The 23,979-nt window shown below is 67.0% G+C and carries 24 protein-coding genes and 3 tRNA genes; all 27 read left to right on the forward strand.

The window, feature by feature from the left end; genetic code table 11:
• Nucleotides 1-54 precede the first annotated feature (54 nt).
• Nucleotides 55-127 (forward strand) — tRNA-Thr (locus Acy02nite_RS09265).
• Nucleotides 128-175: 48 nt separating this feature from the next.
• A tRNA-Met gene (locus tag Acy02nite_RS09270) sits at nt 176-248 on the forward strand.
• 106 nt (nt 249-354) lie between these two features.
• Nucleotides 355-522: a 50S ribosomal protein L33 gene (gene rpmG, locus Acy02nite_RS09275; protein ID WP_014687739.1), complete on the forward strand. Its 168-nt coding sequence runs from the start codon at nt 355-357 to the stop codon at nt 520-522.
• 71 nt (nt 523-593) lie between these two features.
• Nucleotides 594-1,046 (forward strand): MaoC family dehydratase N-terminal domain-containing protein, encoded by a 453-nt coding sequence (locus tag Acy02nite_RS09280; RefSeq protein ID WP_203739428.1) that lies wholly within the window; start codon nt 594-596, stop codon nt 1,044-1,046.
• 46 nt (nt 1,047-1,092) lie between these two features.
• Nucleotides 1,093-1,488 carry a MaoC/PaaZ C-terminal domain-containing protein gene (locus tag Acy02nite_RS09285; protein WP_203739429.1) on the forward strand — a complete coding sequence of 132 codons (396 nt, stop codon included), beginning with the start codon at nt 1,093-1,095 and terminating at the stop codon, nt 1,486-1,488.
• An 81-nt stretch (nt 1,489-1,569) separates the two neighbouring features.
• Nucleotides 1,570-1,642 (forward strand) — tRNA-Trp (locus tag Acy02nite_RS09290).
• Between the two features lie 103 nt (nt 1,643-1,745).
• Complete coding sequence (gene secE / locus Acy02nite_RS09295; protein ID WP_203739430.1) at nt 1,746-2,117, forward strand: preprotein translocase subunit SecE; 372 nt, start codon at nt 1,746-1,748, stop codon at nt 2,115-2,117.
• A gap of 56 nt (nt 2,118-2,173) precedes the next feature.
• The gene (nusG, locus tag Acy02nite_RS09300; RefSeq protein WP_203739431.1) at nt 2,174-2,890 is read left to right on the forward strand and encodes a transcription termination/antitermination protein NusG; all 717 of its coding nucleotides are present in this window, start codon (nt 2,174-2,176) and stop codon (nt 2,888-2,890) included.
• 78 nt (nt 2,891-2,968) lie between these two features.
• A complete protein-coding gene (rplA, locus tag Acy02nite_RS09305) occupies nt 2,969-3,685 on the forward strand; it encodes a 50S ribosomal protein L1 (RefSeq protein ID WP_203739432.1) in 717 nt (238 codons plus the stop codon).
• A gap of 70 nt (nt 3,686-3,755) precedes the next feature.
• Nucleotides 3,756-4,568: an ATP-binding cassette domain-containing protein gene (locus Acy02nite_RS09310; RefSeq protein ID WP_203739436.1), complete on the forward strand. Its 813-nt coding sequence runs from the start codon at nt 3,756-3,758 to the stop codon at nt 4,566-4,568.
• Nucleotides 4,565-5,263 (forward strand): hypothetical protein, encoded by a 699-nt coding sequence (locus tag Acy02nite_RS09315; RefSeq protein ID WP_203739438.1) that lies wholly within the window; start codon nt 4,565-4,567, stop codon nt 5,261-5,263. Before Acy02nite_RS09310 ends, Acy02nite_RS09315 begins: the two co-directional genes overlap by 4 nt.
• A gap of 478 nt (nt 5,264-5,741) precedes the next feature.
• Nucleotides 5,742-6,290: a 50S ribosomal protein L10 gene (rplJ, locus tag Acy02nite_RS09320; protein WP_203739440.1), complete on the forward strand. Its 549-nt coding sequence runs from the start codon at nt 5,742-5,744 to the stop codon at nt 6,288-6,290.
• 54 nt (nt 6,291-6,344) lie between these two features.
• Nucleotides 6,345-6,728: a 50S ribosomal protein L7/L12 gene (gene rplL / locus Acy02nite_RS09325; protein WP_203739442.1), complete on the forward strand. Its 384-nt coding sequence runs from the start codon at nt 6,345-6,347 to the stop codon at nt 6,726-6,728.
• Nucleotides 6,729-7,327: 599 nt separating this feature from the next.
• Nucleotides 7,328-10,768, forward strand: a complete 3,441-nt coding sequence (gene rpoB / locus Acy02nite_RS09330; RefSeq protein WP_203739443.1) for a DNA-directed RNA polymerase subunit beta — start codon at nt 7,328-7,330, stop codon at nt 10,766-10,768.
• Between the two features lie 102 nt (nt 10,769-10,870).
• Complete coding sequence (locus Acy02nite_RS09335; protein WP_203739444.1) at nt 10,871-14,761, forward strand: DNA-directed RNA polymerase subunit beta'; 3,891 nt, start codon at nt 10,871-10,873, stop codon at nt 14,759-14,761.
• 99 nt (nt 14,762-14,860) lie between these two features.
• Nucleotides 14,861-15,208, forward strand: coding sequence for a hypothetical protein (locus Acy02nite_RS09340; RefSeq protein ID WP_203739445.1), 348 nt, complete (start codon nt 14,861-14,863; stop codon nt 15,206-15,208).
• A 166-nt stretch (nt 15,209-15,374) separates the two neighbouring features.
• Nucleotides 15,375-15,746: a hypothetical protein gene (locus tag Acy02nite_RS09345; RefSeq protein WP_203739543.1), complete on the forward strand. Its 372-nt coding sequence runs from the start codon at nt 15,375-15,377 to the stop codon at nt 15,744-15,746.
• Between the two features lie 425 nt (nt 15,747-16,171).
• The gene (gene rpsL, locus Acy02nite_RS09350; RefSeq protein ID WP_007465318.1) at nt 16,172-16,546 is read left to right on the forward strand and encodes a 30S ribosomal protein S12; all 375 of its coding nucleotides are present in this window, start codon (nt 16,172-16,174) and stop codon (nt 16,544-16,546) included.
• A 1-nt stretch (nt 16,547) separates the two neighbouring features.
• Entirely contained in the window at nt 16,548-17,018 is a 471-nt protein-coding gene (gene rpsG / locus Acy02nite_RS09355; RefSeq protein ID WP_043531103.1) for a 30S ribosomal protein S7, read from the forward strand.
• 84 nt (nt 17,019-17,102) lie between these two features.
• On the forward strand, nt 17,103-19,199 hold the full coding sequence (fusA, locus tag Acy02nite_RS09360; RefSeq protein ID WP_319802102.1) for an elongation factor G: 2,097 nt from the start codon (nt 17,103-17,105) through the stop codon (nt 19,197-19,199).
• Nucleotides 19,200-19,317: 118 nt separating this feature from the next.
• Nucleotides 19,318-20,511, forward strand: coding sequence for an elongation factor Tu (gene tuf / locus Acy02nite_RS09365; RefSeq protein ID WP_203739449.1), 1,194 nt, complete (start codon nt 19,318-19,320; stop codon nt 20,509-20,511).
• Nucleotides 20,512-20,880: 369 nt separating this feature from the next.
• Nucleotides 20,881-21,189 carry a 30S ribosomal protein S10 gene (rpsJ, locus tag Acy02nite_RS09370; RefSeq protein WP_007073037.1) on the forward strand — a complete coding sequence of 103 codons (309 nt, stop codon included), beginning with the start codon at nt 20,881-20,883 and terminating at the stop codon, nt 21,187-21,189.
• 12 nt (nt 21,190-21,201) lie between these two features.
• A complete protein-coding gene (gene rplC, locus Acy02nite_RS09375; RefSeq protein WP_203739451.1) occupies nt 21,202-21,852 on the forward strand; it encodes a 50S ribosomal protein L3 in 651 nt (216 codons plus the stop codon).
• Complete coding sequence (rplD, locus tag Acy02nite_RS09380) at nt 21,849-22,496, forward strand: 50S ribosomal protein L4 (protein ID WP_203739453.1); 648 nt, start codon at nt 21,849-21,851, stop codon at nt 22,494-22,496. The genes rplC and rplD overlap by 4 nt, the downstream gene beginning before the upstream one ends.
• Complete coding sequence (rplW, locus tag Acy02nite_RS09385) at nt 22,493-22,795, forward strand: 50S ribosomal protein L23 (protein ID WP_203739455.1); 303 nt, start codon at nt 22,493-22,495, stop codon at nt 22,793-22,795. The genes rplD and rplW overlap by 4 nt, the downstream gene beginning before the upstream one ends.
• A 14-nt stretch (nt 22,796-22,809) precedes the next feature.
• A complete protein-coding gene (rplB, locus tag Acy02nite_RS09390) occupies nt 22,810-23,649 on the forward strand; it encodes a 50S ribosomal protein L2 (RefSeq protein ID WP_203739457.1) in 840 nt (279 codons plus the stop codon).
• Nucleotides 23,650-23,662: 13 nt separating this feature from the next.
• Nucleotides 23,663-23,944 (forward strand): 30S ribosomal protein S19, encoded by a 282-nt coding sequence (rpsS, locus tag Acy02nite_RS09395; RefSeq protein WP_014687760.1) that lies wholly within the window; start codon nt 23,663-23,665, stop codon nt 23,942-23,944.
• The last annotated feature ends 35 nt before the right edge of the window (nt 23,945-23,979 follow it).

Consider the following 23,979-nt stretch of genomic DNA (forward strand, 5'->3'; position numbering starts at 1 on the left):
TGATGGAGGGCCGTGTAGTCTTATCCACGCAGCGAGCGAGTGATCGCAAGCAGCGCCCCCTTAGCTCAGTCGGCAGAGCGTCTCCATGGTAAGGAGAAGGTCTACGGTTCGATTCCGTAAGGGGGCTCTACCGGGTTCGTTCCCGCCCAGCCGGCGATGGACGTGAGCCTGGCTCGGCGGTGTAGCTCAGATGGCAGAGCAAGCGGCTCATAATCGCTGTGTCGCCGGTTCAAGTCCGGCCACCGCTACTCTTCAGTGAGGTCTCAAATCCGAGGCCGCTTTGCAGAGTGACCGACCGAGCGTCTACGCTGGTTCGTCGTCAGTTAGATTCCGTTAGCAGGAAGGCACCCCGCCGTGGCCAAGGCGACCGACGTACGTCCGAAGATCACCCTGGCGTGCACGGAGTGCAAGGACCGGAACTACATCACCAAGAAGAACCGGCGCAACGACCCGGACCGCGTGGAGCTGAAGAAGTTCTGCCCGCGCGACGGGAAGCACACCCTGCACCGCGAGACCCGCTGAGTCTCCGCCCCGAAGGTTTTACGATGCGCCGCCCGGAGTTACTCCGGGCGGCGCATTGTAGTTTGTGGGTTATGCCCCTGGATCAGACGTTTGCCGGCCGCACCTGGCCGCCCACCGACACGTATCTCGTCGGGCGGGAGAAGATCCGCGAGTTCGCCCGTGCGATCGGCGCGACCGAAGCGGAGTATCACGAGCCCGAGGCTGCTCGGGCGCTCGGTTACCCGGATGTGGTCGCGCCGCCGACCTTCCCGGTGACCATCACGATGGCGGCCAGCCGGCAGGTGGTCAACGACCCCGGGCTCGGGCTGGACTACAGCCGTGTGGTGCACGGCGACCAGAAGTTCACCTACACCCGGCCGATGGTGGCCGGCGACGCGGTGGTCTGCGTGAACACGGTGGACGAGATCACCACCCGGGGCGGCCACTGGTTCATTACGGTGCGCACCGAGGTGCGTACCGAGGCCGGCGAACCGGTCGTCACGGCGTGGTCGAAGCTGGTCCAGCGCGGCGAGGAGGGCCACTGATGAGCGAGCTTGCGAGCGGGCGGCGAAACGTGGCGGGGGCGGCGGCATGACCGACACGTTCGAGCCGCAGACCTTCCGGGTGACCCGGGCCGACCTGGTGCGCTATGCGGGCGCCTCCGGCGACTTCAACCCGATCCACTGGAGCGAGCGCGTCGCCACCGGCGTCGGGCTGCCCGGCGTGATCGCCCACGGCATGTTCACGATGGCGCTGGTCGGCCGCGCGGTGACCGCCTGGGCCGGCGCCGGCGACACGGTGAAGGAGTTCGCCGTCCGGTTCAGCCGCCCGGTTCCGGTGCCGGACACCGACGAGGGCACCGAAGTCGTGGTCACGGCCACGGTGAAGGAGGTCACCGAGGACGGGGACACCCGCCTCGCCCTGACTGCCACATGCAACGGAGACAAGGTACTGTCTCTGGCACAGGCGCTTGTCGGTAAGCGGTAGGCCCGGGTTGGGATAACCAGGGGCGTACCCGTACACTGGTGCGCCGTGGGACTGTGAGTCGCAAGACGCGCGGTCCCGCAAAGGGGTGTAGCTCAATTGGCAGAGCAGCGGTCTCCAAAACCGCAGGCTGCAGGTTCAAGTCCTGTCACCCCTGCGCAATCCTCGTCGACGTGCCCGCCCGGTGCGCGGTTTGCACAGTCCGCGTCCGGTCGAGTGCTGACGGGAATCAACACCACCGACGACGGAAGTAGGGCGAAGTGGCCGACAAGGACCGGCCCGGTGACGACGTCCCGGGCGACGACGAGCTGCTCGCCGCCGACGGTGACGATGCCGATGAGGCCGCTGACGCCCCGGTGAGCCGTGGTGGCGGGACTGCGGTCGCCGAGCGCACGAAGGACGACGAGGCGCCGAAGGCCAAGAAGGAGCGCAAGCGTTCCGGCTTCGGGCGGATCGGTGGGTTCTTCCGCGAGGTCATCAGCGAGCTCCGTAAGGTCATCTGGCCCACGCGCAAGGAGCTCCTGACCTACACCGGCGTCGTGATCGTGTTCGTCACGGTGATGACGGCGATCGTGGCGGTGCTGGACTACGGATTCGGTAAGGGCATCCTCTTCGCGCTCGGCGGTAAGTGAGCCGTCGCCAGTCGGATTCCGAACCGAAGAGTGACTTGATCTGGAAGTGAGCGAGCGTGCCTGAGTACGACGACGAGACCGCAGAGTTTGCTGACGAGCAGTCGTCGCCGCTCACCGACGAGTCGGTCGAGGAGACCGACGAGGCTGCGGTGGCGGTCCAGGCGCCCGAGGCCGACGAGGAGTATGACCCCGTCAAGGAGCTGCGGCAGAAGCTGCGGTATGCGCCGGGCGACTGGTACGTGGTGCACTCCTACGCCGGCTACGAGAACAAGGTCAAGACGAACCTCGAGACCCGGATCACGAGCCTCGACATGGAGGACTTCATCTTCCAGGTCGAGGTGCCGACCCGCGAAGAGGTCGAGGTCAAGAACGGCAAGCGCAACCAGGTGCAGGCCAAGGTCTTCCCCGGCTACATCCTGGTCCGGATGGACCTGACGCCGGAGTCCTACTCCTGCGTCCGGAACACCCCCGGTGTCACCGGCTTCGTCGGCGCCACCGACCGGGTCGACCGGCCGGCTCCGCTCTCCCTCGACGAGGTGCTGAAGTGGCTGGCCCCGGCCGTGCAGGCCGAGGAGAAGAAGGCCAAGCCCGAGATCAAGGTTCTGGACTTCGAGGTGGGCGACTCGGTCACGGTCACCGACGGCGCGTTCGCCTCGCTGCCGGCGTCGATCAGCGAGATCAACGCCGACCAGCAGAAGCTGAAGGTCCTGGTGTCGATCTTCGGCCGGGAGACCCCGGTCGAGCTGAACTTCAACCAGGTCACCAAGATCTGATCGCCGGATCCCCGGCGAGATCAGTGGGAGGGGCCGACACATGCGCGGTCCCGCCAACAACCACAGGAGTAATGAGTAATGGCACAGCGCAGCAAGATCTACCGCGCCGCGGCAGAGAAGATCGACGCCGACAAGCTCTACGAGCCGAAGGAAGCGGTCGTCCTGACCAAGGAGACCAGCTCCAAGAAGTTCGACGCCACCGTCGAGGTCGCCATGCGTCTCGGTGTCGACCCGCGTAAGGCGGACCAGATGGTCCGCGGCACGGTCAACCTGCCGCACGGCACCGGTAAGACCGCCCGCGTCATCGTCTTCGCCCAGGGCGCGAAGGCCGAGGAGGCCGTCGCGGCCGGCGCCGACGAGGTCGGCACGGACGAGCTCGTCGCCCGCATCCAGGGTGGCTGGCTGGAGTTCGACGCCGCGATCGCGACGCCGGACCAGATGGCCAAGATCGGCCGCATCGCCCGGATCCTCGGCCCGCGTGGCCTCATGCCGAACCCGAAGACCGGCACCGTCACCATGGACGTGACCAAGGCCGTCAACGAGATCAAGGGCGGCAAGATCACCTTCCGGGTGGACAAGCACTCGAACCTGCACCTGATCATCGGCAAGGCGTCGTTCACCGACGAGCAGCTGGTGGAGAACTACGCCTCGGTGCTCGACGAGGTCCTGCGGTCCAAGCCGTCGGCGGCGAAGGGCAAGTACCTGAGGAAGGTCACCTTCAGCACCACCACCGGCCCGGGTGTCCCGGTCGACCCGAACGTGGTCAAGAACCTGCGCGGCGACGCCCAGGCCTGATCGCCAGTTCGCTGAACAACGAAACCCCCGGGGACTTCCCCCGGGGGTTTTTCGTGGAATCCTTGCGGCCATGCTTTTCGACGGGGTCTGGTTCCGGTACGCCCGGAGGGCCCCCTGGGCGCTGCACGACGCCCGGGCGACCGTGTCCCCCGGCGAGACCGTGGTCGTGCTCGGCCCCAACGGCGCCGGCAAGTCCACCCTGCTGCAGTTGGCCGCCGGGGTCCTGCTCCCGTCCCGCGGCGCGATCCGGGACCGTCCGCCGATCGTCGGCTGGGTCCCCGAGCGGTTCCCGGCCGACCAGCCGTTCACCCTGCGGGGCTACCTGCACGCGATGGCCGCCCTGCGTGGCGTCACTCCCGCCACGGCCGACCACTGGATCGAACGCCTCGGCCTGGCCGCGCACACCGGAACCGGGCTCGGCGCGCTCTCCAAGGGCACCGCGCAGAAGGTCGGCCTGGCCCAGGCGCTGCTCGTCCCGCCCGGCCTGCTCGTGCTCGACGAGCCGTGGGAAGGGCTCGACGCCCAGGCCCGTACCCTGATCCCGGAGATCGTCGCCGAGGTCACCGGCGCGGGCGGCGCGGTCCTGGTCAGCGACCACCGCGGTGAGATCACCGGCCTGCCCGGCGCCATCCACTGGTCCGTCGCCGCCGCTACCCTGCACGTCGCGGGCACCGTCGCCGCGCAAGTCACGCCAGCCCCGCCCCGGTCCAGCACCGCGGACAAAGAGATGGTCCGGGCCGGCGCGGACGAGGTTGTCGTCGAGATCGCGGTGCCGCGTGCCGAGGCTGACGCGACGGTGGTCCGGCTCCGCGACTCCGGTCACCATGTTCTGCGCGTACGCGACCACGCCGCCCCCGCACGGCCCGAGCGGGAGGCACGATGATCGCCCTGGTGCGCATGCGGCTCGCCGGCTTCCTCCGCGGCGGCCGCGCGCTGGCCCCGTTGATCGCCGTGCTGGTCGTCCTCGGCGTCCTTTACGGCGGGGGAGCGTCCCCGGCCGGCGCCGCCTACGGCTACTCCGCTGCCGCGCTCTTCCCGGTGCTGGCCTGGCTGGCGAAGGTGCTGCTGGACACCGAGCCGGACGTGCAGCGCCGCCTGGTCCGGCTTGCCGTCGGCCCGGTCCGGGAGGGGGTCGCCGGGTTGCTGGCCGCGGTGCTCGCGGGTGCGGTGGTCTGCGCCGCCGCGATGCTCGCCCCGTGGCTGTTCCACGGCATCCGCGGCCCGGAAGCGGGATCCGGCGAGTCCTCGATCGGCGCCGGAGTTCTGCTCGGCGTACAGGCGCATCTGCTGTCCCTGATCGCGGCTGTGGCACTGGGTGCTCTCTCCGGCCGGGCCGTCACCCGTCGTGTCCTGCCCGGCGTCGCCACCCTGATCACCGGGTCGATTCTGGTGATCGTGCTCGGGCTGAGCAGCTCGATCGTCCCGTGGCTGGTCCCGCCGGTGATGGCGATGGCTCGCGCGCTCAACAGCGGTGTCAGCCCGGCCGCGTCGACGCTGGCGCAGCTCACGGCCTGGGCATTGGCATGGTCGGCGGTGGCGCTGGCGGCATACGGGACGCTTCGCCGCAACCGCTCATGATCATCTCCAGGTAGAAGCCCACCCTTCCCTTGGGGGGCCACCGCCTCTGACGTCAGTGTGGCGGTAAAGGCCAAGATCATGATGGTGGCCTGTGGATGACCACGAACTGTGGACAACTCTGGCGCCACCGGACGGGCGTGCTATACGCCGTACCGGGAAATGGGTCTGATCCGAGCGGCCCCAGAGCGAGGCAAACCGCAAGCGATGAGTCGGCCGATTTGGTTTTCATCGGAGTGCCGCGTAGTCTTCCTTCTCGGAGTTCCACCCATAGACCGCTGGTCGCCGCAGCAATCGTCGTCACGACGTTGTCGCGGCCGAAGGTCCCGCATGAGCGGGCGACCTGCGCAGGGAGAACGGTTCGTGATCTGCCGACATGCGTTCGCGCTTGTTCTGGTGTCCGCCCCGTGCCCTGCGCCGGGGCGTTTTGCTTTTTCGGACCCTCTCGACCAGTGGCCATAGCACTGAGGAGAGGAGGGACATGGCGGACAAGCCGGTCCGGGCCGACAAGGCCACGGCCGTCGCCGAGCTGACGGACAACTTCCGTGACTCCGCGGCCACCGTGTTGACCGAATACCGGGGCCTCACCGTCAAGCAGCTCACCGAGCTGCGGCGGGCGCTGGGCCAGCAGGCCAAGTACTCCGTTGCCAAGAACACGCTGGCGAAGCGTGCGGCTGGCGACGCGGGCATCGAGGGCCTCGACGCGCTGTTCACCGGTCCTACCGCGCTCGCCTTCGTCGGGGGTGACGTGGTTGACGCGGCCAAGGCGCTTCGTGCCTTCGCCAAGGCCAACCCCGTCCTCGTCATCAAGGGCGGCGTTTTCGAGGGCAAGGCCATCTCGGCCGAGGACGTCAACAAGCTTGCCGACCTCGAGTCCCGTGAGGTGCTGCTGGCCAAGCTGGCCGGCGCCATGAAGGGCAACCTGAGCAAGGCCGCGGCCACGTTCCAGGCTCCGCTCTCCCAGGCCGTTCGCCTGGTGGACGCCCTGCGTGACAAGCGCGAGAAGGACGGTTCCGCCGAGGCCGCCTGACGGCCCCGCGGACCGAGCAACGTTTACATCAGAAGCTAGGAAAGGTTGCCAGACATGGCGAAGCTCAGCACCGACGAGCTGCTCGACGCGTTCAAGGAAATGACCCTGATCGAGCTCTCCGAGTTCGTGAAGACCTTCGAGGACGTCTTCGACGTCAAGGCCGCCGCGCCGGTTGCCGTCGCGGCTCAGGGTGGCGGCGCCGCTCCGGCCGAGGCCGAGGCCGAGAAGGACTCGTTCGACGTTGTCCTCGAGGGCGACGGTGGCAAGAAGATCCAGGTCATCAAGGTCGTGCGTGAGCTGACCGGCCTGGGCCTCAAGGAGGCCAAGGACACCGTCGAGAGCGCGCCGAAGGCGATCCTCGAGGGCGTCAACAAGGAGAAGGCCGAGGCTGCCAAGGCCAAGCTCGAGGCCGAGGGCGCCAAGGTCACCCTCAAGTGATCTAACGCTCCTCAGCGTTTTCCGTCGATGGCGGAGGTCCTTCACGGATCTCCGCCATCGGTGTTTCCGCACGTGTTCATACTGGTCAGGGACGCACATCGGAGCAGGTCGCGGGCAGGGTGACAAAGTGTCACAAAGCTCGCCATCCATGCAGTAAGGTCCCTGTGGTGCGCCGGCCGGACGATCGGCTCTGTCCGACCCGCGGCACAGCCCTTGACTGTGTGTCCCCTGACAGGCACGCTGATGGCAGCAAGTTTCCGCGCTTGCGACAGCCGCCCCGTGGGTAATCGGTTGACTCGACGACCACGGACCGGCACCGGAAGAAGATGCGCCGCGTTTCCTGAGCGGCCCCGGCCACAGCGTTGATCGCGATTGCGCAGGTCAACAGCGGCGGGGACACGTTCCGCGAGCCACTTCGTGGTGTGGGCTGGACAGCGGTTAGCCAAGCGGCTACACTGCTAGTTTGCGCTGCCTTCTATCTTGACGCCTGTCCTTCCATTCATGTCTGTGGATTCGACGGGTGTCTATTGGAGTGCACGCAGACCAGTTGCATCAGCAACTCAGCCGCATAGCAGCACCGGTCCTCGGAAGGACGCATCTTGGCAGCTTCCCGCCCTGCGAAGACCAGCCGTACGTCGAGCGCTTACGCACCCCGCCGGGTCTCTTTCGGCCGGATCACCGAGCAGCTAGAGGTCCCCAACCTCCTCGCCCTCCAGACGGATTCGTTCGACTGGCTGGTCGGCAACGAGGCTTGGCAGGCGCGTACGACGGACGACCCGCACGCCCACTCGGGCCTCGCAGAGATCCTCGAAGAGATCAGTCCCATTGAGGACTTCTCCGGCACCATGTCGCTGTCCTTCTCGGCTCCGCGCTTCGACGAGGTCAAGGCCTCGATCGAGGAGTGCAAGGAGAAGGACCTGACCTACTGTGCCCCGCTGTTCGTGACCGCGGAGTTCACCAACAACACCACTGGCGAGATCAAGAGCCAGACCGTGTTCATGGGTGACTTCCCGATGATGACCCCCAAGGGGACGTTCGTCATCAACGGCACCGAGCGGGTCGTGGTGAGCCAGCTCGTCCGCTCGCCGGGCGTGTACTTCACCAAGGAGCCGGACAAGACCTCCGACCGTGACCTCACCAGCGTCAAGGTCATCCCGAGCCGGGGCGCCTGGCTCGAGTTCGACATCGACAAGCGTGACACCGTCGGTGTCCGCATCGATCGCAAGCGCCGTCAGGCCGTCACTGTCCTCCTCAAGGCGATCGGCTGGTCCGCGGACCAGATCCGTGAGCGCTTCGGCTGGTCCGAGCTGCTCATGACGACGCTGGAGAAGGACCACATCGCCGGGCAGGACGAGGCCCTACTCGACATCTACCGGAAGCTGCGCCCTGGCGAGCCCCCGACCCGGGAGAACGCGCAGACCCTTCTCGACAACCTCTTCTTCAACCCGAAGCGGTACGACGTCGCGAAGGTCGGCCGGTACAAGTTCAACAAGAAGCTCGAGATCGACGTCCCGATCGTCCGGGGCACGCTGACCGAGGAAGACATCGTCAAGACCGTGGACTACCTCTGCCGGCTGCACGCCGGTGAGGAGGGCTACGAGGCCGACGACATCGACCACTTCGGCAACCGTCGCCTGCGCACCGTCGGCGAGCTCATCCAGAACCAGGTCCGCGTCGGCCTGTCCCGGATGGAGCGCGTCGTCCGCGAGCGGATGACGACCCAGGACGTCGAGGCCATCACGCCGCAGACCCTGATCAACATCCGCCCTGTGGTGGCTGCGATCAAGGAGTTCTTCGGTACGTCGCAGCTGTCGCAGTTCATGGACCAGACGAACCCGCTGGCGGGCCTGACCCACCGGCGTCGTCTGAGCGCGCTCGGCCCCGGTGGTCTGAGCCGTGAGCGGGCCGGCTTCGAGGTCCGTGACGTGCACCCGTCGCACTACGGCCGGATGTGCCCGATCGAGACGCCCGAGGGCCCGAACATCGGTCTGATCGGCGCGCTCTCGACGTTCGCGCGGGTCAACCCGTTCGGCTTCATCGAGACGCCCTACCGCAAGGTGGAGAACGGTGTCGTCACCGACGAGGTGCACTACCTCACGGCCGACGAGGAAGACCGGTACATCAAGGCACAGGCCAACGCCGTGCTGTCCAGCGACAACACCTTCGCCGAGGACCGCGTTCTGGTCCGCCGTAAGGGTGGTGAGGTCGACTACGTGCCCGGCACGGAGGTCGACTACATGGACGTGTCGCCGCGGCAGATGACCTCGGTCGCCACCGCGATGATCCCGTTCCTCGAGCACGACGACGCCAACCGTGCCCTCATGGGTGCGAACATGCAGCGTCAGGCCGTGCCGCTGGTCAAGGCCGAGGCGCCGCTGGTCGGCACCGGCATGGAGTACCGGGCCGCTGTCGACGCCGGTGACGTGGTCGTCGCCGAGGTCGCCGGTGTGGTCGAGGACCTGTGCGCCGACTACGTGACGGTGCACCAGGACGACGGCCACCGCCGTACGTACCTGCTGCACAAGTTCCGCCGCTCGAACGCCGGCTCCTGCGTCAACCAGAAGCCGGTCGTCTTCGAGGGTGACCGGGTCGAGGCCGGCCAGGTCATCGCCGACGGTCCGTGCACCGACGAGGGGGAGATGGCCCTGGGCCGCAACCTCCTGGTCGCGTTCATGTGCTGGGAAGGCCACAACTACGAGGACGCGATCATCCTGTCGCAGCGCCTCGTGCAGCAGGACGTCCTCACCTCGATCCACATCGAGGAGCACGAGGTCGACGCCCGCGACACCAAGCTCGGCCCGGAAGAGATCACCCGCGACATCCCGAACGTCAGCGAGGAAATGCTGGCGGACCTGGACGAGCGCGGCATCATCCGGATCGGCGCCGAGGTCGTGCCCGGCGACATCCTGGTCGGCAAGGTCACGCCGAAGGGCGAGACCGAGCTGACGCCGGAGGAGCGGCTGCTGCGCGCGATCTTCGGTGAGAAGGCCCGGGAGGTCCGGGACACCTCGCTGAAGGTTCCGCACGGCGAGACCGGCACCGTCATCGGTGTCCGCACGTTCTCCCGCGAGGACGGCGACGAGCTGCCCCCGGGTGTGAACGAGCTGGTCCGGGTCTACGTCGCCCAGAAGCGCAAGATCCAGGACGGTGACAAGCTCGCCGGTCGTCACGGCAACAAGGGCGTCATCTCCAAGATCCTGCCGGTCGAGGACATGCCGTTCCTGGAGGACGGCACCCCGGTCGACATCGTGCTCAACCCGCTCGGTGTGCCCTCGCGTATGAACATCGGCCAGGTACTGGAGACCCACCTCGGGTGGATCGCCAAGACCGGCTGGTCCATCGAGGGTGACGACGAGGAGTGGAAGCGTCAGCTCCGCTCGATCGAGGCGCACGAGTCCCCCGCCGACAGCAACGTCGCGACCCCGGTCTTCGACGGTGCTCAGGAAGAGGAGATCAAGGGCCTGCTCGAGTCGACCCTGGTGAACCGGGACGGCAAGCGGCTGGTCAACGGCGACGGCAAGGCGCAGCTGTTCGACGGCCGCTCCGGTGAGCCGCTGCCGGACCCGATCTCGGTCGGCTACGTCTACATCCTCAAGCTGAACCACCTGGTCGACGACAAGATCCACGCGCGGTCGACCGGTCCGTACTCGATGATCACGCAGCAGCCGCTCGGTGGTAAGGCCCAGTTCGGTGGCCAGCGGTTCGGCGAGATGGAGTGCTGGGCGATGCAGGCCTACGGCGCCGCTTACGCGCTGCAGGAGCTGCTGACCATCAAGTCCGACGACGTTCTCGGCCGCGTGAAGGTCTACGAGGCCATCGTCAAGGGCGAGAACATCCCGGAGCCGGGAATCCCGGAGTCGTTCAAGGTGCTTCTCAAGGAGCTCCAGTCGCTGTGCCTGAACGTTGAGGTGCTCTCCAGCGACGGTGTGGCCCTGGAGATGCGCGAGACCGACGACGAGGTCTTCCGGGCCGCGGAGGAACTCGGCATCGACCTGTCCCGGCGCCCGAACGAGGGCGTCAGCAGCGTCGAAGAGATCTGACGGAGAGCGGCCCCGACCGGTTCTGGAAGCTCAGGACCAGCCCGGGGCCGCCCCCGCCGGCCTTGAATTCACCCGAGCAACGAAACACGAGGGATAGTCCAAGTGCTCGACGTCAACTTCTTCGACGAGTTGCGCATCGGCCTGGCTACCGCTGACGACATCCGGCAGTGGTCGCACGGCGAGGTCAAGAAGCCCGAGACGATCAACTACCGCACCCTCAAGCCCGAGAAGGACGGACTCTTCTGCGAGAAGATCTTCGGTCCTCAGCGGGACTGGGAGTGCTACTGCGGCAAGTACAAGCGCGTCCGGTTCAAGGGCATCATCTGTGAGCGCTGCGGCGTCGAGGTGACCCGCTCCAAGGTCCGGCGTGAGCGTATGGGGCACATCGAGCTGGCCGCCTCGGTCACGCACATCTGGTACTTCAAGGGTGTGCCGAGCCGCCTGGGCTACCTGCTCGACCTGGCGCCGAAGGACCTCGAGAAGATCATCTACTTCGCCTCGTACGTGGTCACGAGCGTTGACGCCGAGTCGCGTCACCGTGACATGTCCACGATCGAGAACGAGATCTTCGCCGAGAAGCGCCAGTCGGAGAACAGCCGCGACTCGGAGATCGAGAAGCGCGCCGCCAAGCTGGAGCAGGACCTGGCCGAGCTCGAGGCCGAGGGTGCCAAGGCCGACGTGCGACGCAAGGTCAAGGAAGCCGGCGAGCGCGAGATGCGCCAGATCCGGGACAAGGCCCAGCGCGAGATCGACCGCTTGGACGAGGTGCTCGACACCTTCCGTAAGCTCGACTCGAAGCAGCTGGTCACGGACGAGCTGCTCTACCGCGAGCTGCGGGACCGCTTCGGTGAGTACTTCACCGGTGGCATGGGCGCCGAGGCGATCAAGGCCCTGCTCGAGAACATGGACCTGGACGCCGAGGCGGAGAACCTCCGGGAGATCATCCGCACCGGTAAGGGCCAGCGGAAGATTCGGGCGCTCAAGCGGCTGAAGGTCGTCGCGGCGTTCCTGAACACCCGTAACTCGCCGCTCGGCATGGTGCTCGACTGCGTCCCGGTGATCCCGCCGGACCTGCGTCCGATGGTGCAGCTCGACGGTGGCCGGTTCGCGACCTCCGACCTGAACGACCTGTACCGCCGGGTCATCAACCGGAACAACCGGCTCAAGCGCCTGATCGACCTGGGCGCGCCCGAGATCATCGTCAACAACGAGAAGCGGATGCTGCAGGAGGCCGTCGACGCGCTGTTCGACAACGGCCGCCGCGGCCGGCCGGTCACCGGCCCGGGTAACCGCCCGCTGAAGTCGCTCTCCGACATGCTCAAGGGCAAGCAGGGTCGTTTCCGGCAGAACCTGCTCGGCAAGCGCGTCGACTACTCCGGCCGTTCGGTCATCGTCGTCGGCCCGCGGCTGAAGCTGCACCAGTGTGGTCTGCCCAAGCAGATGGCGCTGGAGCTGTTCAAGCCGTTCGTGATGAAGCGCCTGGTCGACCTGAACCACGCGCAGAACATCAAGTCCGCCAAGCGGATGGTCGAGCGTCAGCGCCCGGTCGTGTGGGACGTGCTGGAGGAGGTCATCAGCGAGCACCCGGTGCTGCTGAACCGTGCTCCGACCCTGCACCGTCTGGGCATCCAGGCCTTCGAGCCCCAGCTGGTCGAGGGCAAGGCGATCCAGATCCACCCACTCGTCTGCACCGCGTTCAACGCGGACTTCGACGGTGACCAGATGGCGGTCCACGTGCCGCTGTCGGCCGAGGCGCAGGCCGAGGCCCGGATCCTGATGCTGTCCTCGAACAACATCCTCAAGCCGGCCGACGGCAAGCCCGTGACCATGCCCACCCAGGACATGATCATCGGCCTCTACTTCCTGACGCACCAGACGGCCGGGGCCAAGGGTGAGGGCCGGGTGTTCAGCTCGGACGCCGAGGCCCGGATGGCGTTCGACAACGGTGAACTGCACCTCCAGGCGAACATCAAGGTCCGTCTGCGTGAGGTCATCGGCGTGGACAACGGCGCCAAGCACGACGCCTGGGTCGCTCCGGAGGAGTGGGTCGAGGGTGACCCGCTGCTCGTCGAGACCACGCTCGGCCGGGTCATCTTCAACGAGACGCTGCCCCCGGGCTACCGCTTCGTGAACTACGAGATCCGCAAGGGTCAGCTGTCGGCGATCGTCAACGACCTCGCCGAGCGCTTCCCCAAGGTCGCGCTGGCCGCGACCCTGGACGCGCTCAAGGAGGCCGGCTTCCACTGGGCCACCTGGTCCGGTGTGACGATCGGTATGGGCGACGTCATCGGCCCTCCGCGCAAGCCGGAGATCCTGGCTCGCTACCAGGTCGAGGCCGACCGGATCGACAAGCAGTACCAGCGTGGTCTGATGACCGCCGAGGAACGTCGCGGCGAGCTCATCGAGATCTGGACCAAGGCGACCAACGAGATCTCCAAGGAGATGGAGACCGCGCTGCCGCAGGAGAACCCGCTCTGGGTCATGATCAACTCCGGCGCTCGCGGTAACCTCCTCCAGCTCCGGCAGATCGCCGCGATCCGTGGTCTGGTGGCCAACCCCAAGGGTGAGATCATCCCGCGGCCGATCACCTCGTCCTACCGCGAGGGCCTGACCGTGCTGGAGTACTTCATCTCCACCCACGGTGCCCGTAAGGGTCTGGCCGACACCGCGCTGCGTACCGCCGACTCGGGTTACCTGACCCGTCGTCTGGTGGACGTGTCGCAGGACGTGATCATCCGCGAGGAGGACTGCGGCACCGAGCGGGCCATCCCGATGGCGGTCGGCGACCGGGAGCCGGACGGCACCCTGGTCGTGCACACGCACTCGGAGACCGGCGCGCACGCCCGCACCATCGCCGACGACATCTCCGACGCGAACGGCAACCTGATCGTCGCCCGGGGCACGGACCTCAACTCGATCATCGTCGACCAGCTGGTCGCCGCCGGTGTCGAGAACGTCCGGGTTCGCAGCGTGCTGACCTGTGAGTCGAAGCTCGGCGTGTGCGCGGCCTGCTACGGCCGCTCGCTGCCGACCGGCAAGTCGGTCGACATCGGTGAGGCGGTCGGCATCATCGCGGCCCAGTCCATCGGTGAGCCCGGCACCCAGCTGACGATGCGTACCTTCCACACCGGTGGTGTCGCGGGTGAGGACATCACCCAGGGTCTGCCGCGTGTCCAGGAAATCTTCGAGGCCCGCGTGCCGAAGGGTAAGGCGCCCATCGCCGACACCCCCGGCCGCATCCGCATCGAGGACGGCGAGCGATCGCGGAAGATCATCGTGATCCCGGACGACGGCAGCGAGGAGATCGTCTACGACAAGATCTCCAAGCGCGTCAAGCTGCGGGCGCACGACGGCGACCACGTGCAGGTCGGCGAGAAGCTCACCGAGGGCACCATCGACCCGCACGAGCTGCTGCGCATCATGGGCCCGCGCGCGGTCCAGGTCCACCTGACCAGTGAGGTCCAGGAGGTCTACCGCTCGCAGGGTGTGCTCATCCACGACAAGCACATCGAGATCATCATCCGCCAGATGCTCAAGCGGGTGACGGTCATCGACTCCGGCGCGACCGAGTTCCTGCCGGGTCTGCTGGTCGACCGGGCGCTCTTCGAGTCGGAGAACCGCCGGCTCGTGGGCGAGGGTGGCGAGCCCGCCGCCGGTCGCCCGGTGTTGATGGGTATCACCAAGGCCTCGCTGGCGACCGACTCCTGGCTCTCGGCGGCCTCCTTCCAGGAGACCACCCGGGTGCTCACCGACGCTGCGATCAACTCGCGCAGCGACTCGCTGGTGGGCCTCAAGGAGAACGTCATCATCGGTAAGCTCATCCCGGCCGGTACCGGTATCTCGAAGTACCGCAACATCCGGGTCGAGCCGACCGAGGAGGCCAAGGCCAAGGTGTACTCGATGACCGGGTACCCGGAGACCGACTACGGTTTCGGCCCGGCCAGTGGCCAGGCGGTTCCGCTGGACGACTTCGACTTCGGGTCGTACCGCTAAGGAATCTCAGCCCGCTGGGGCGGTCGCGCATCGGGCGCGGCCGCCCCAGCGGCGTTCTCGCCGGGCGGCGCGGATCAGAACCGCGATTAAGATGTACGGGTGACCGTTCAGCTCGCGCCCGCCCGCCATCCCCTGGATCCGGAGCCGGCGCGCTCGACGAAGGCCCGGGCGGTCTTCGTGCTGGGCCTGGTCGGGCTGCTGACCGGGCCCTTCATCGGTGGCGTGATTCCCGCCACGATCGCGGTGCTCCTGGCCCGTCAGACGTCGCGTGAGGCGTTCGCGGCCGGTGGCTACCTCACCGGTGGCGCCTGGATCCGCAGGGGCCGCAAACTGGCCTGGACGGGCCTGGCGCTGGCGTTGACAGCGCTGGTGGTGGCCTTGATCGCGGGCCTGCTGCACCTCGCCGCGGCCCCGGCCGGCACGGACTTCGCTCCCGGCACGGATTGATCGGCGGGCACGCCGGGGCGGTGCGGGGCAGGTCCGGCCGGGCTGCGCGGCGGCGCGTCCGGGTGACATGCTTCTGAACATGATGCAACCCCCTCCGCCTATGCCGTACGGTTCGCAGCCCTATGGCGTGCCTCCGCAGCCGGCGAGCGGCTGGGAGGCCGAGCGGGTGGACGTGGTGAGCGGCACCCGGTTCGGCCTGGTGCAGCTCCGCGTCGTGCCGATCACGTCGGGTCTCGCGATCGGCTCGCTGATCGCCGGGATCGCGTCGATCCTCGTTTCGTTGCTGGTGATCTGTTTCGGCTTCACCGCCGGCGGCCCCTGGGTGGGCGGCGCATTCACGCTGCTCAGCGTCTTGGGCGCCGGGGGAGCGATCGCCGCGGCGGTGCTCGCGCTGCGTCAGATCCGGCGCTCGGGGGAGCCGGGCCGGGTCCGGTTCACCGGTCGCGGGCTGGCGATCTCCGGCATCGTGTGCGGCGGGTCCGGTGCGGGAATATCGTTGCTGGCGTTGTTGCTGGAATTGGTGTTCCGGTCTTCGTGACGGGCCCTGTCGCGTGGATCCGGCACCGCGGCGTTGCCGCGTCGGGGCACCCGGTACACTGGTATACGGAGATGTCCATCGTGGGAGCCTCGGGTCTAGTCTGACTAGTTCATTTTGACCTGGGTGCCTGTGGTGGGTACTCTTTCCCCTCGTGCCCGGGCTCGCCCGGGCAACTCGTGCGTGCACCCGAATCGGAACGTACGACGGGTATTGCCGCACGACGGGCAGGGTTCGTCGAGAACCCATGTCCTGACAAAGACAAGATCCGGTGCGCGTGAACTCTTCACGCGTAGCGGGACCGTGAGCCGGACGACACGCCCGACCGCGGGTGCGGGACGCTCCCATCCTGGGAGAGCCCCGCACACAGGCAGAACACTCGGTGCGGCCGTAAAACAGGAAACGGCCGAAGGGAGCGGAGAAACCCGGTGCCCACGATCCAGCAGCTGGTCCGCAAGGGCCGCCAGGCGAAGACGACCAAGACGAAGACGCCGGCACTGAAGGGAAGCCCTCAGCGGCGCGGCGTGTGTACCCGCGTGTACACCACCACCCCCAAGAAGCCGAACTCTGCGCTGCGCAAGGTCGCTCGCGTGAAGCTGAGCAGCCAGATCGAGGTCACGGCGTACATCCCGGGTGTCGGTCACAACCTGCAGGAGCACTCGATCGTGCTCGTGCGTGGCGGCCGAGTGAAGGACCTTCCCGGCGTCCGCTACAAGATCGTCCGTGGTTCGCTGGACACCCAGGGTGTCCGCAACCGCAAGCAGGCCCGCAGCCGTTACGGCGCGAAGAAGGAGAAGAGCTGACATGCCGCGTAAGGGCCCCGCTCCGCGTCACCCGGTGGTCGCTGACCCGGTGTACAACTCGCCGCTGGTGACCCAGCTGGTGAACAAGATCCTGATCGGCGGCAAGCGTCAGCTCGCCGAGCGCATCGTGTACGGCGCCCTCGAGGGTGCCCGCGAGAAGAGCGGCACCGACCCGGTGGTCATCCTCAAGCGTGCGATGGACAACGTGAAGCCGACCCTCGAGGTCCGCAGCCGCCGCGTCGGTGGCGCGACCTACCAGGTGCCGGTCGAGGTGCGCACCCCGCGGCAGACCACTCTCGGTCTCCGCTGGCTGGTGCAGTACTCGAAGGCCCGCCGCGAGAAGACCATGATCGAGCGGCTGCAGAACGAGCTGCTCGACGCCAGCAACGGCCTCGGTGCCGCTGTCAAGCGTCGCGAGGACACTCACAAGATGGCGGAGTCCAACAAGGCCTTCGCGCACTACCGCTGGTAAGACTCTGCTGCGGGCCCGGCAATCGCCGGGCCACGGCAGTCGTACCGGTTCACGAGACGACGACGAAGAAAAGTAGGGATGGACGTGGCCGCCGCAGACGCGCTCGCCAAGGTTCGCAACATCGGCATCATGGCGCACATCGACGCTGGTAAGACGACGACGACTGAGCGCATCCTGTTCTACACCGGCATCACGTACAAGATCGGTGAGGTCCACGAGGGCGCCGCCGTCATGGACTGGATGGAGCAGGAGCAGGAACGCGGTATCACCATCACCTCCGCCGCCACGAAGTGCGAGTGGAAGGGCTACACGATCCAGATCATCGACACGCCCGGCCACGTCGACTTCACGGTCGAGGTCGAGCGGTCGCTGCGTGTGCTCGACGGCGCGGTCGCGGTGTACGACGGTGTCGCCGGCGTGGAGCCGCAGACGGAGAACGTCTGGCGCCAGGCCGACAAGTACAACGTCCCCCGGATGTGCTTCGTCAACAAGCTCGACCGGACCGGAGCGGACTTCTTCCGCTGCGTGCAGATGATGATCGACCGGCTCAACGCCACGCCGCTCGTCCTGCAGATCCCGATCGGCCTCGAGGGCGACCACATCGGTGTCGTCGACCTGATCAACATGAAGGCGCTCACCTGGCGCGGGGAGACCCAGAAGGGTGAGGACTACGCGATCGAGGAGATCCCGGCCGACCTGGTCGACTCCGCGAACGAGTGGCGCGAGAAGCTGATCGAGACCCTGGCCGACGTCGACGACGCGGTCATGGAGAAGTACCTCGAGGGCGAAGAGGTCTCGATCGACGAGATCAAGGCCGCCGTCCGGCGCGCCACGATCGCCAGCAAGGCCAACCCGGTCCTCTGCGGCTCGGCGTTCAAGAACAAGGGCGTTCAGCCCATGCTCGACGCCGTCGTCGACTACCTGCCGTCGCCGCTGGACATCCCGGCGATCGAGGGCACGGCCACCGACGGCGAGACGCCGATGCTGCGCAAGCCGTCGAACGACGAGCCTTTCTCCGGCCTGGCCTTCAAGATCCAGACGGACAAGCACCTCGGCAAGCTGACCTACGTCCGGGTCTACTCCGGCACGCTCGACTCCGGTTCCCAGGTGGTCAACTCCACCAAGGACCGGAAGGAGCGGATCGGCAAGATCTACCAGATGCACGCGAACAAGCGTGAGGAGCGCGCCACCGCGCAGGCCGGCGACATCATCGCCGTCCAGGGTCTGAAGCAGACCACCACCGGTGACACGCTCAGCGACCCGGCGAACCCGGTCATCCTGGAGTCGATGACCTTCCCGGAGCCGGTCATCCAGGTCGCCATCGAGCCGAAGACCAAGTCGGACCAGGAGAAGCTGGGCACCGCGATTCAGCGCCTGGCCGAGGAGGACCCGACCTTCCGCGTCTTCAACGACGAGGAGACCGGTCAGACGATCATCGCCGGCATGGGCGAGCTCCACCTGGACATCCTGGTGGACCGCATGCGCCGCGAGTTCAACGTCGAGGCCAACATCGGCAAGCCCCAGGTGGCGTACCGCGAGACGATCCGCGGCACCGTGGAGAAGCACACGTACGTCCACAAGAAGCAGACCGGTGGCTCCGGTCAGTACGCGAAGGTCGTCGTCAACGTCGAGCCGCTTCCGCTCGATGCAGACGGCCCCACGTACGAGTTCGTGAACGCGGTGACCGGTGGTCGCATCCCCAAGGAGTTCATCCCCTCGGTGGACGCGGGCGCGCAGGACTCCCTGCAGTACGGCGTCCTCGCCGGCTACCCGCTGGTCGGCGTGAAGTTCACGCTGGTCGACGGTCAGTACCACGAGGTCGACTCGTCCGAGATGGCGTTCAAGATCGCCGGCTCGATGGCGATGAAGGAAGTGGCTCGCAAGGCCGACCCCGCGCTGCTCGAGCCGATGATGTCCGTCGAGGTCACCACGCCCGAGGACAACATGGGCGACGTGATCGGCGACCTCAACTCCCGTCGTGGCATGATCCAGTCGATGGAGGAGCGTCACGGCGCCCGCGTCGTGAAGGCTCTCGTGCCGCTCTCGGAGATGTTCGGCTACGTCGGCGACCTGCGGTCGAAGACTGCGGGCCGGGCCAGCTACAGCATGCAGTTCGACTCCTACGCCGAGGTTCCTCAGAACGTGGCGAAGGAGATCATCGCTAAGGCCACCGGCGCCTGATGCGTTGAGGCACGTGCGGCCCGTCGAGGGCCGCACGTGCACGAGCAGTCGACAGAGTCCTGAGCGCCTTATCGGCGTGCCGGGCGAAAAGTAATGATCAGTCCACAGGAGGACACCAGTGGCGAAGGCGAAGTTCGAGCGGACTAAGCCGCACGTCAACATCGGCACCATTGGTCACATCGACCACGGTAAGACGACGCTGACTGCGGCCATCACGAAGGTCCTGCACGACGAGTTCCCGGACCTGAACCCGTACACCCCGTTCGACGAGATCGACAAGGCGCCGGAGGAGAAGGCCCGCGGCATCACGATCTCGATCGCGCACGTCGAGTACCAGACCGCGGCGCGTCACTACGCGCACGTGGACTGCCCCGGCCACGCCGACTACATCAAGAACATGATCACCGGTGCCGCGCAGATGGACGGCGCGATCCTGGTCGTGGCCGCCACCGACGGCCCGATGCCGCAGACCAAGGAGCACGTCCTCCTGGCCCGCCAGGTCGGCGTTCCGTACATCGTCGTCGCCCTGAACAAGAGCGACATGGTCGAGGACGAGGAGCTCCTGGAGCTCGTCGAGCTCGAGGTCCGCGAGCTGCTCAGCACCTACGAGTTCCCGGGCGACGACCTGCCGGTCGTTCGCGTGTCGGCGCTCAAGGCGCTCGAGGGCGACCCGGAGTGGACCGGCAAGCTCATGGAGCTGATGAACGCGGTCGACACCGCGATCCCGCAGCCCGAGCGTGAGACCGAGAAGCCGTTCCTCATGCCGATCGAGGACGTCTTCACGATCACCGGTCGTGGCACCGTGGTGACCGGTCGCGCCGAGCGCGGCATCCTCAAGCCGAACGAGGAGGTCGAGATCGTCGGTATCCGCGAGAAGTCGACCAAGACCGTTTGCACCGGCATCGAGATGTTCCGCAAGCTGCTCGACGAGGCCCGCGCGGGTGAGAACGTCGGTCTGCTGCTCCGCGGCATCAAGCGCGAGGACGTCGAGCGCGGCATGGTCGTCGTGAAGCCGGGCACCTCTACTCCGCACACGGAGTTCGAGGGCCAGGTCTACATCCTCTCGAAGGAGGAGGGTGGCCGGCACACCCCGTTCTTCCAGAACTACCGGCCGCAGTTCTACTTCCGCACCACGGACGTCACCGGCGTCGTCACGCTGCCCGAGGGCACCGAGATGGTCATGCCCGGCGACTCCACCTCCATGTCCGTGAAGCTGATCCAGCCGATCGCCATGGAGCAGGGCCTGAAGTTCGCGATCCGTGAGGGTGGCCGCACCGTCGGCGCCGGAACGGTCACGAAGATCAACAAGTGATTGATGGTTGTCCATGGTTCGCCGTGGGCAACCACTCAATGGTGACCCCGATTAGCAATGCTGCGTTCAATCCGGCATACTAGTCAGGTTGCGTCCGCGCGGGGTGGGTTCCTGACGTGCTCAGGGCCCACCCTCGCCGGGTGTCCGGGTGTGTTTGTTCGCCGCCCGGCGCGCCCCAGATCCCCGCGATCGCGTTCGTCCCGGCAAGATCAGGGACGGAGGCCGGAAGCTGAGTGCCCAGCACTCTGTGACGAGGCGCGACACGCCCGACCGCGGGGGTCGGACAACGCAGGATCAACGGTCCTGCGGGCATGTGGGGGCCACCGCCTCCGCACGTAGCGGCATCGAGAGAAGGAAACAGAAGCCACCATGGCGGGACAGAAGATCCGCATCCGGCTCAAGGCCTATGACCACGAGGTCGTCGACTCCTCGGCGCGGAAGATCGTCGAGACGGTGACGCGTACCGGGGCGCAGGTCGCGGGCCCGGTGCCGCTGCCCACGGAGATCAACCGTTTCTGCGTGATCCGTTCGCCGCACAAGTACAAGGACTCGCGCGAGCACTTCGAGATGCGCACGCACAAGCGTCTGATCGACATCATCGACCCGACTCCGAAGACGGTCGACTCGCTCATGCGCCTCGACCTGCCGGCTGGCGTCGACATCGAGATCAAGCTGTAGGGATCCGGACAAATGGACAGGCAAGTTAAGGGGATCCTGGGCGCCAAGCTCGGCATGACCCAGGTCTGGGACAACAACAAGGTCGTCCCGGTGACCGTGGTTCAGGCCGGCCCGTGCGTCGTGACCCAGGTCCGTACTGACGAGAAGGACGGCTACGCGGCTGTCCAGCTGGCCTACGGCGCTATTGACCCTCGTAAGGTCAACAAGCCCGAGAGCGGCCACTACGCGAAGGCCGGCGTCTCGCCGCGCCGCCACCTCGTGGAGCTGCGCACGACCGACGCCGGTTCGTACGAGCTCGGCCAGGAGGTCACCGTCGAGGCGTTCGCCGCGGGTAACGCGATCGACGTCACCGGTAAGACCAAGGGCAAGGGCTACGCCGGCCCGATGAAGCGGCACGGCTTCCACGGTCTGCGCGCCAGCCACGGTGTCGAGCGCAAGCACCGCTCGCCCGGCTCCATCGGCGCCTGCGCCACCCCGGGTCGCGTCTTCAAGGGCACCCGGATGGCCGGCCGCATGGGCAGCAAGCGCTACACCGTGCAGAACCTGACGGTGCAGGCGGTCGACGCCGAGCGCAACCTGATCCTGGTCCGCGGCGCTGTGCCCGGCCCGAAGGGCGCGCTGATCCTGGTCCGTACCGCGGCCAAGAAGGGCGGTGTCAAGTGAGCTCGGTCGACATCATCAACGCCGAGGGCACGAAGACCGGCTCGGTCGACCTGCCCGCCAACGTCTTCGAGGCGCAGGCGAACATCCCGCTGATGCACCAGGTCGTCGTGGCGCAGCTGGCCGCGGCCCGGCAGGGTACGCACAAGGCGAAGACCCGCGGCGAGGTCGCCGGCGGCGGCAAGAAGCCGTACAAGCAGAAGGGCACCGGCCGCGCCCGTCAGGGCTCGATCCGCGCGCCGCAGTTCACCGGTGGTGGCGTCGTGCACGGTCCCGTGCCGCGTGACTACAGCCAGCGGACCCCCAAGAAGATGAAGGCCGCCGCTCTGCGGGGCGCCCTCTCCGACCGGGCCCGTGACGGCCGCGTGTTCGTCGTCGAGTCCTTCGTCACCGGCGAGACGCCGTCGACCAAGGCCGCCGTCGCCACGCTGCGGAAGGTCGCGCAGACCACCAAGGTCCTCGTCGTGCTGGACAGCCAGGACGAGCTGAACTGGATCTCGCTGCGCAACGAGCCGACCGTGCACCTCATCGAGGCCGGCCAGCTGAACACGTACGACGTGCTGGTCGCCGACGAGGTCGTCTTCACCAAGGTCGCGCTCGACGAGTTCCTGAGCGGGTCCGAGAAGTCCGAGGAGGGCGACAAGTGAGCACGATCGCCGACCCGCGCGACATCATCGTCGCCCCGGTGGTCTCCGAGAAGAGCTACAGCGTTCTCGACCAGAACTGGTACACGTTCACCGTCCACCCGGACGCGAACAAGACCCAGATCAAGATCGCGATCCAGCAGATCTTCAACGTCCGCGTGCTGACGGTGAACACCGCCAACCGCGAGGGCAAGCGCAAGCGCACCAAGACCGGTTTCGGTCAGCGCAAGGCGACGAAGCGCGCGATGGTCAAGCTGGCTGACGGTGACCGCATCGAGGCCTTCGGCGGCCCGGTCAGCTAAGGGGTTTGTAAATCATGGCTATCCGTAAGTACAAGCCGACCACGCCGGGCCGTCGCGGCTCCAGCGTCGCCGACTTCGCCGAGATCACCCGGTCCACGCCGGAGAAGTCTCTGCTGGTTCCGCTGCCCAAGAAGGGTGGTCGCAACGTCCACGGCCGCATCACCACGCGGCACCAGGGCGGCGGCCACAAGCGGCAGTACCGGCTGATCGACTTCAAGCGCAACGACAAGGACGGCGTGCCGGCCAAGGTCGCTCACATCGAGTACGACCCCAACCGCACCTCGCGCATCGCGCTGCTGCACTACGCCGACGGCGAGAAGCGCTACATCCTCGCGCCGAAGGACCTGAAGCAGGGCGACCGCGTCGAGTCGGGCGTGGGCGCGGACATCAAGCCGGGCAACAACCTGCCCCTGCGCAACATCCCGGTCGGTACGACGATCCACGGTGTGGAGCTTCGTCCCGGCGGTGGAGCCAAGCTGGCCCGCTCGGCCGGCGTCGGCATCCAGCTGCTCGGCCGTGAGGGTGCGTACGCCACGCTGCGTATGCCCTCCGGCGAGATCCGTCGTGTCGACGTCCGTTGCCGGGCGACGGTCGGCGAGATCGGCAACGCCGAGCAGTCGAACATCAACTGGGGTAAGGCCGGCCGCATGCGCTGGAAGGGCAAGCGCCCGACCGTCCGTGGTGTCGCCATGAACCCCGTCGACCACCCGCACGGTGGTGGTGAGGGTAAGACCTCCGGTGGTCGTCACCCGGTCAACCCGGCTGGTAAGCCGGAGGGCCGTACCCGCCGCAAGGGCCAGGAGAGCGACAAGCTGATCGTTCGCCGCCGCTACGCCACCCGCAAGCGCGGGTAACGGGAGTTAAAAGATGCCTCGCAGCCTGAAGAAGGGCCCGTTCGTCGACGACCACCTGCTCAAGAAGGTGGAAGTCCAGAACGAGAAGAACTCGAAGAACGTCATCAAGACCTGGTCGCGGCGTTCGACCATCATCCCCGACATGCTCGGGCACACGATCGCCGTGCACGACGGGCGCAAGCACGTCCCGGTGTTCGTCACCGAGGCGATGGTCGGGCACAAGCTCGGCGAGTTCGCTCTGACCCGCACGTTCAAGGGTCACGAGAAGGACGACCGCAAGAGCCGTCGTCGCTAAGCAGATTCACGGATTAGAGGATTTAGGAGCTACAG

The sequence above is a fragment of the Actinoplanes cyaneus genome, assembly GCF_016862095.1.
Lineage (GTDB): Bacteria > Actinomycetota > Actinomycetes > Mycobacteriales > Micromonosporaceae > Actinoplanes > Actinoplanes cyaneus.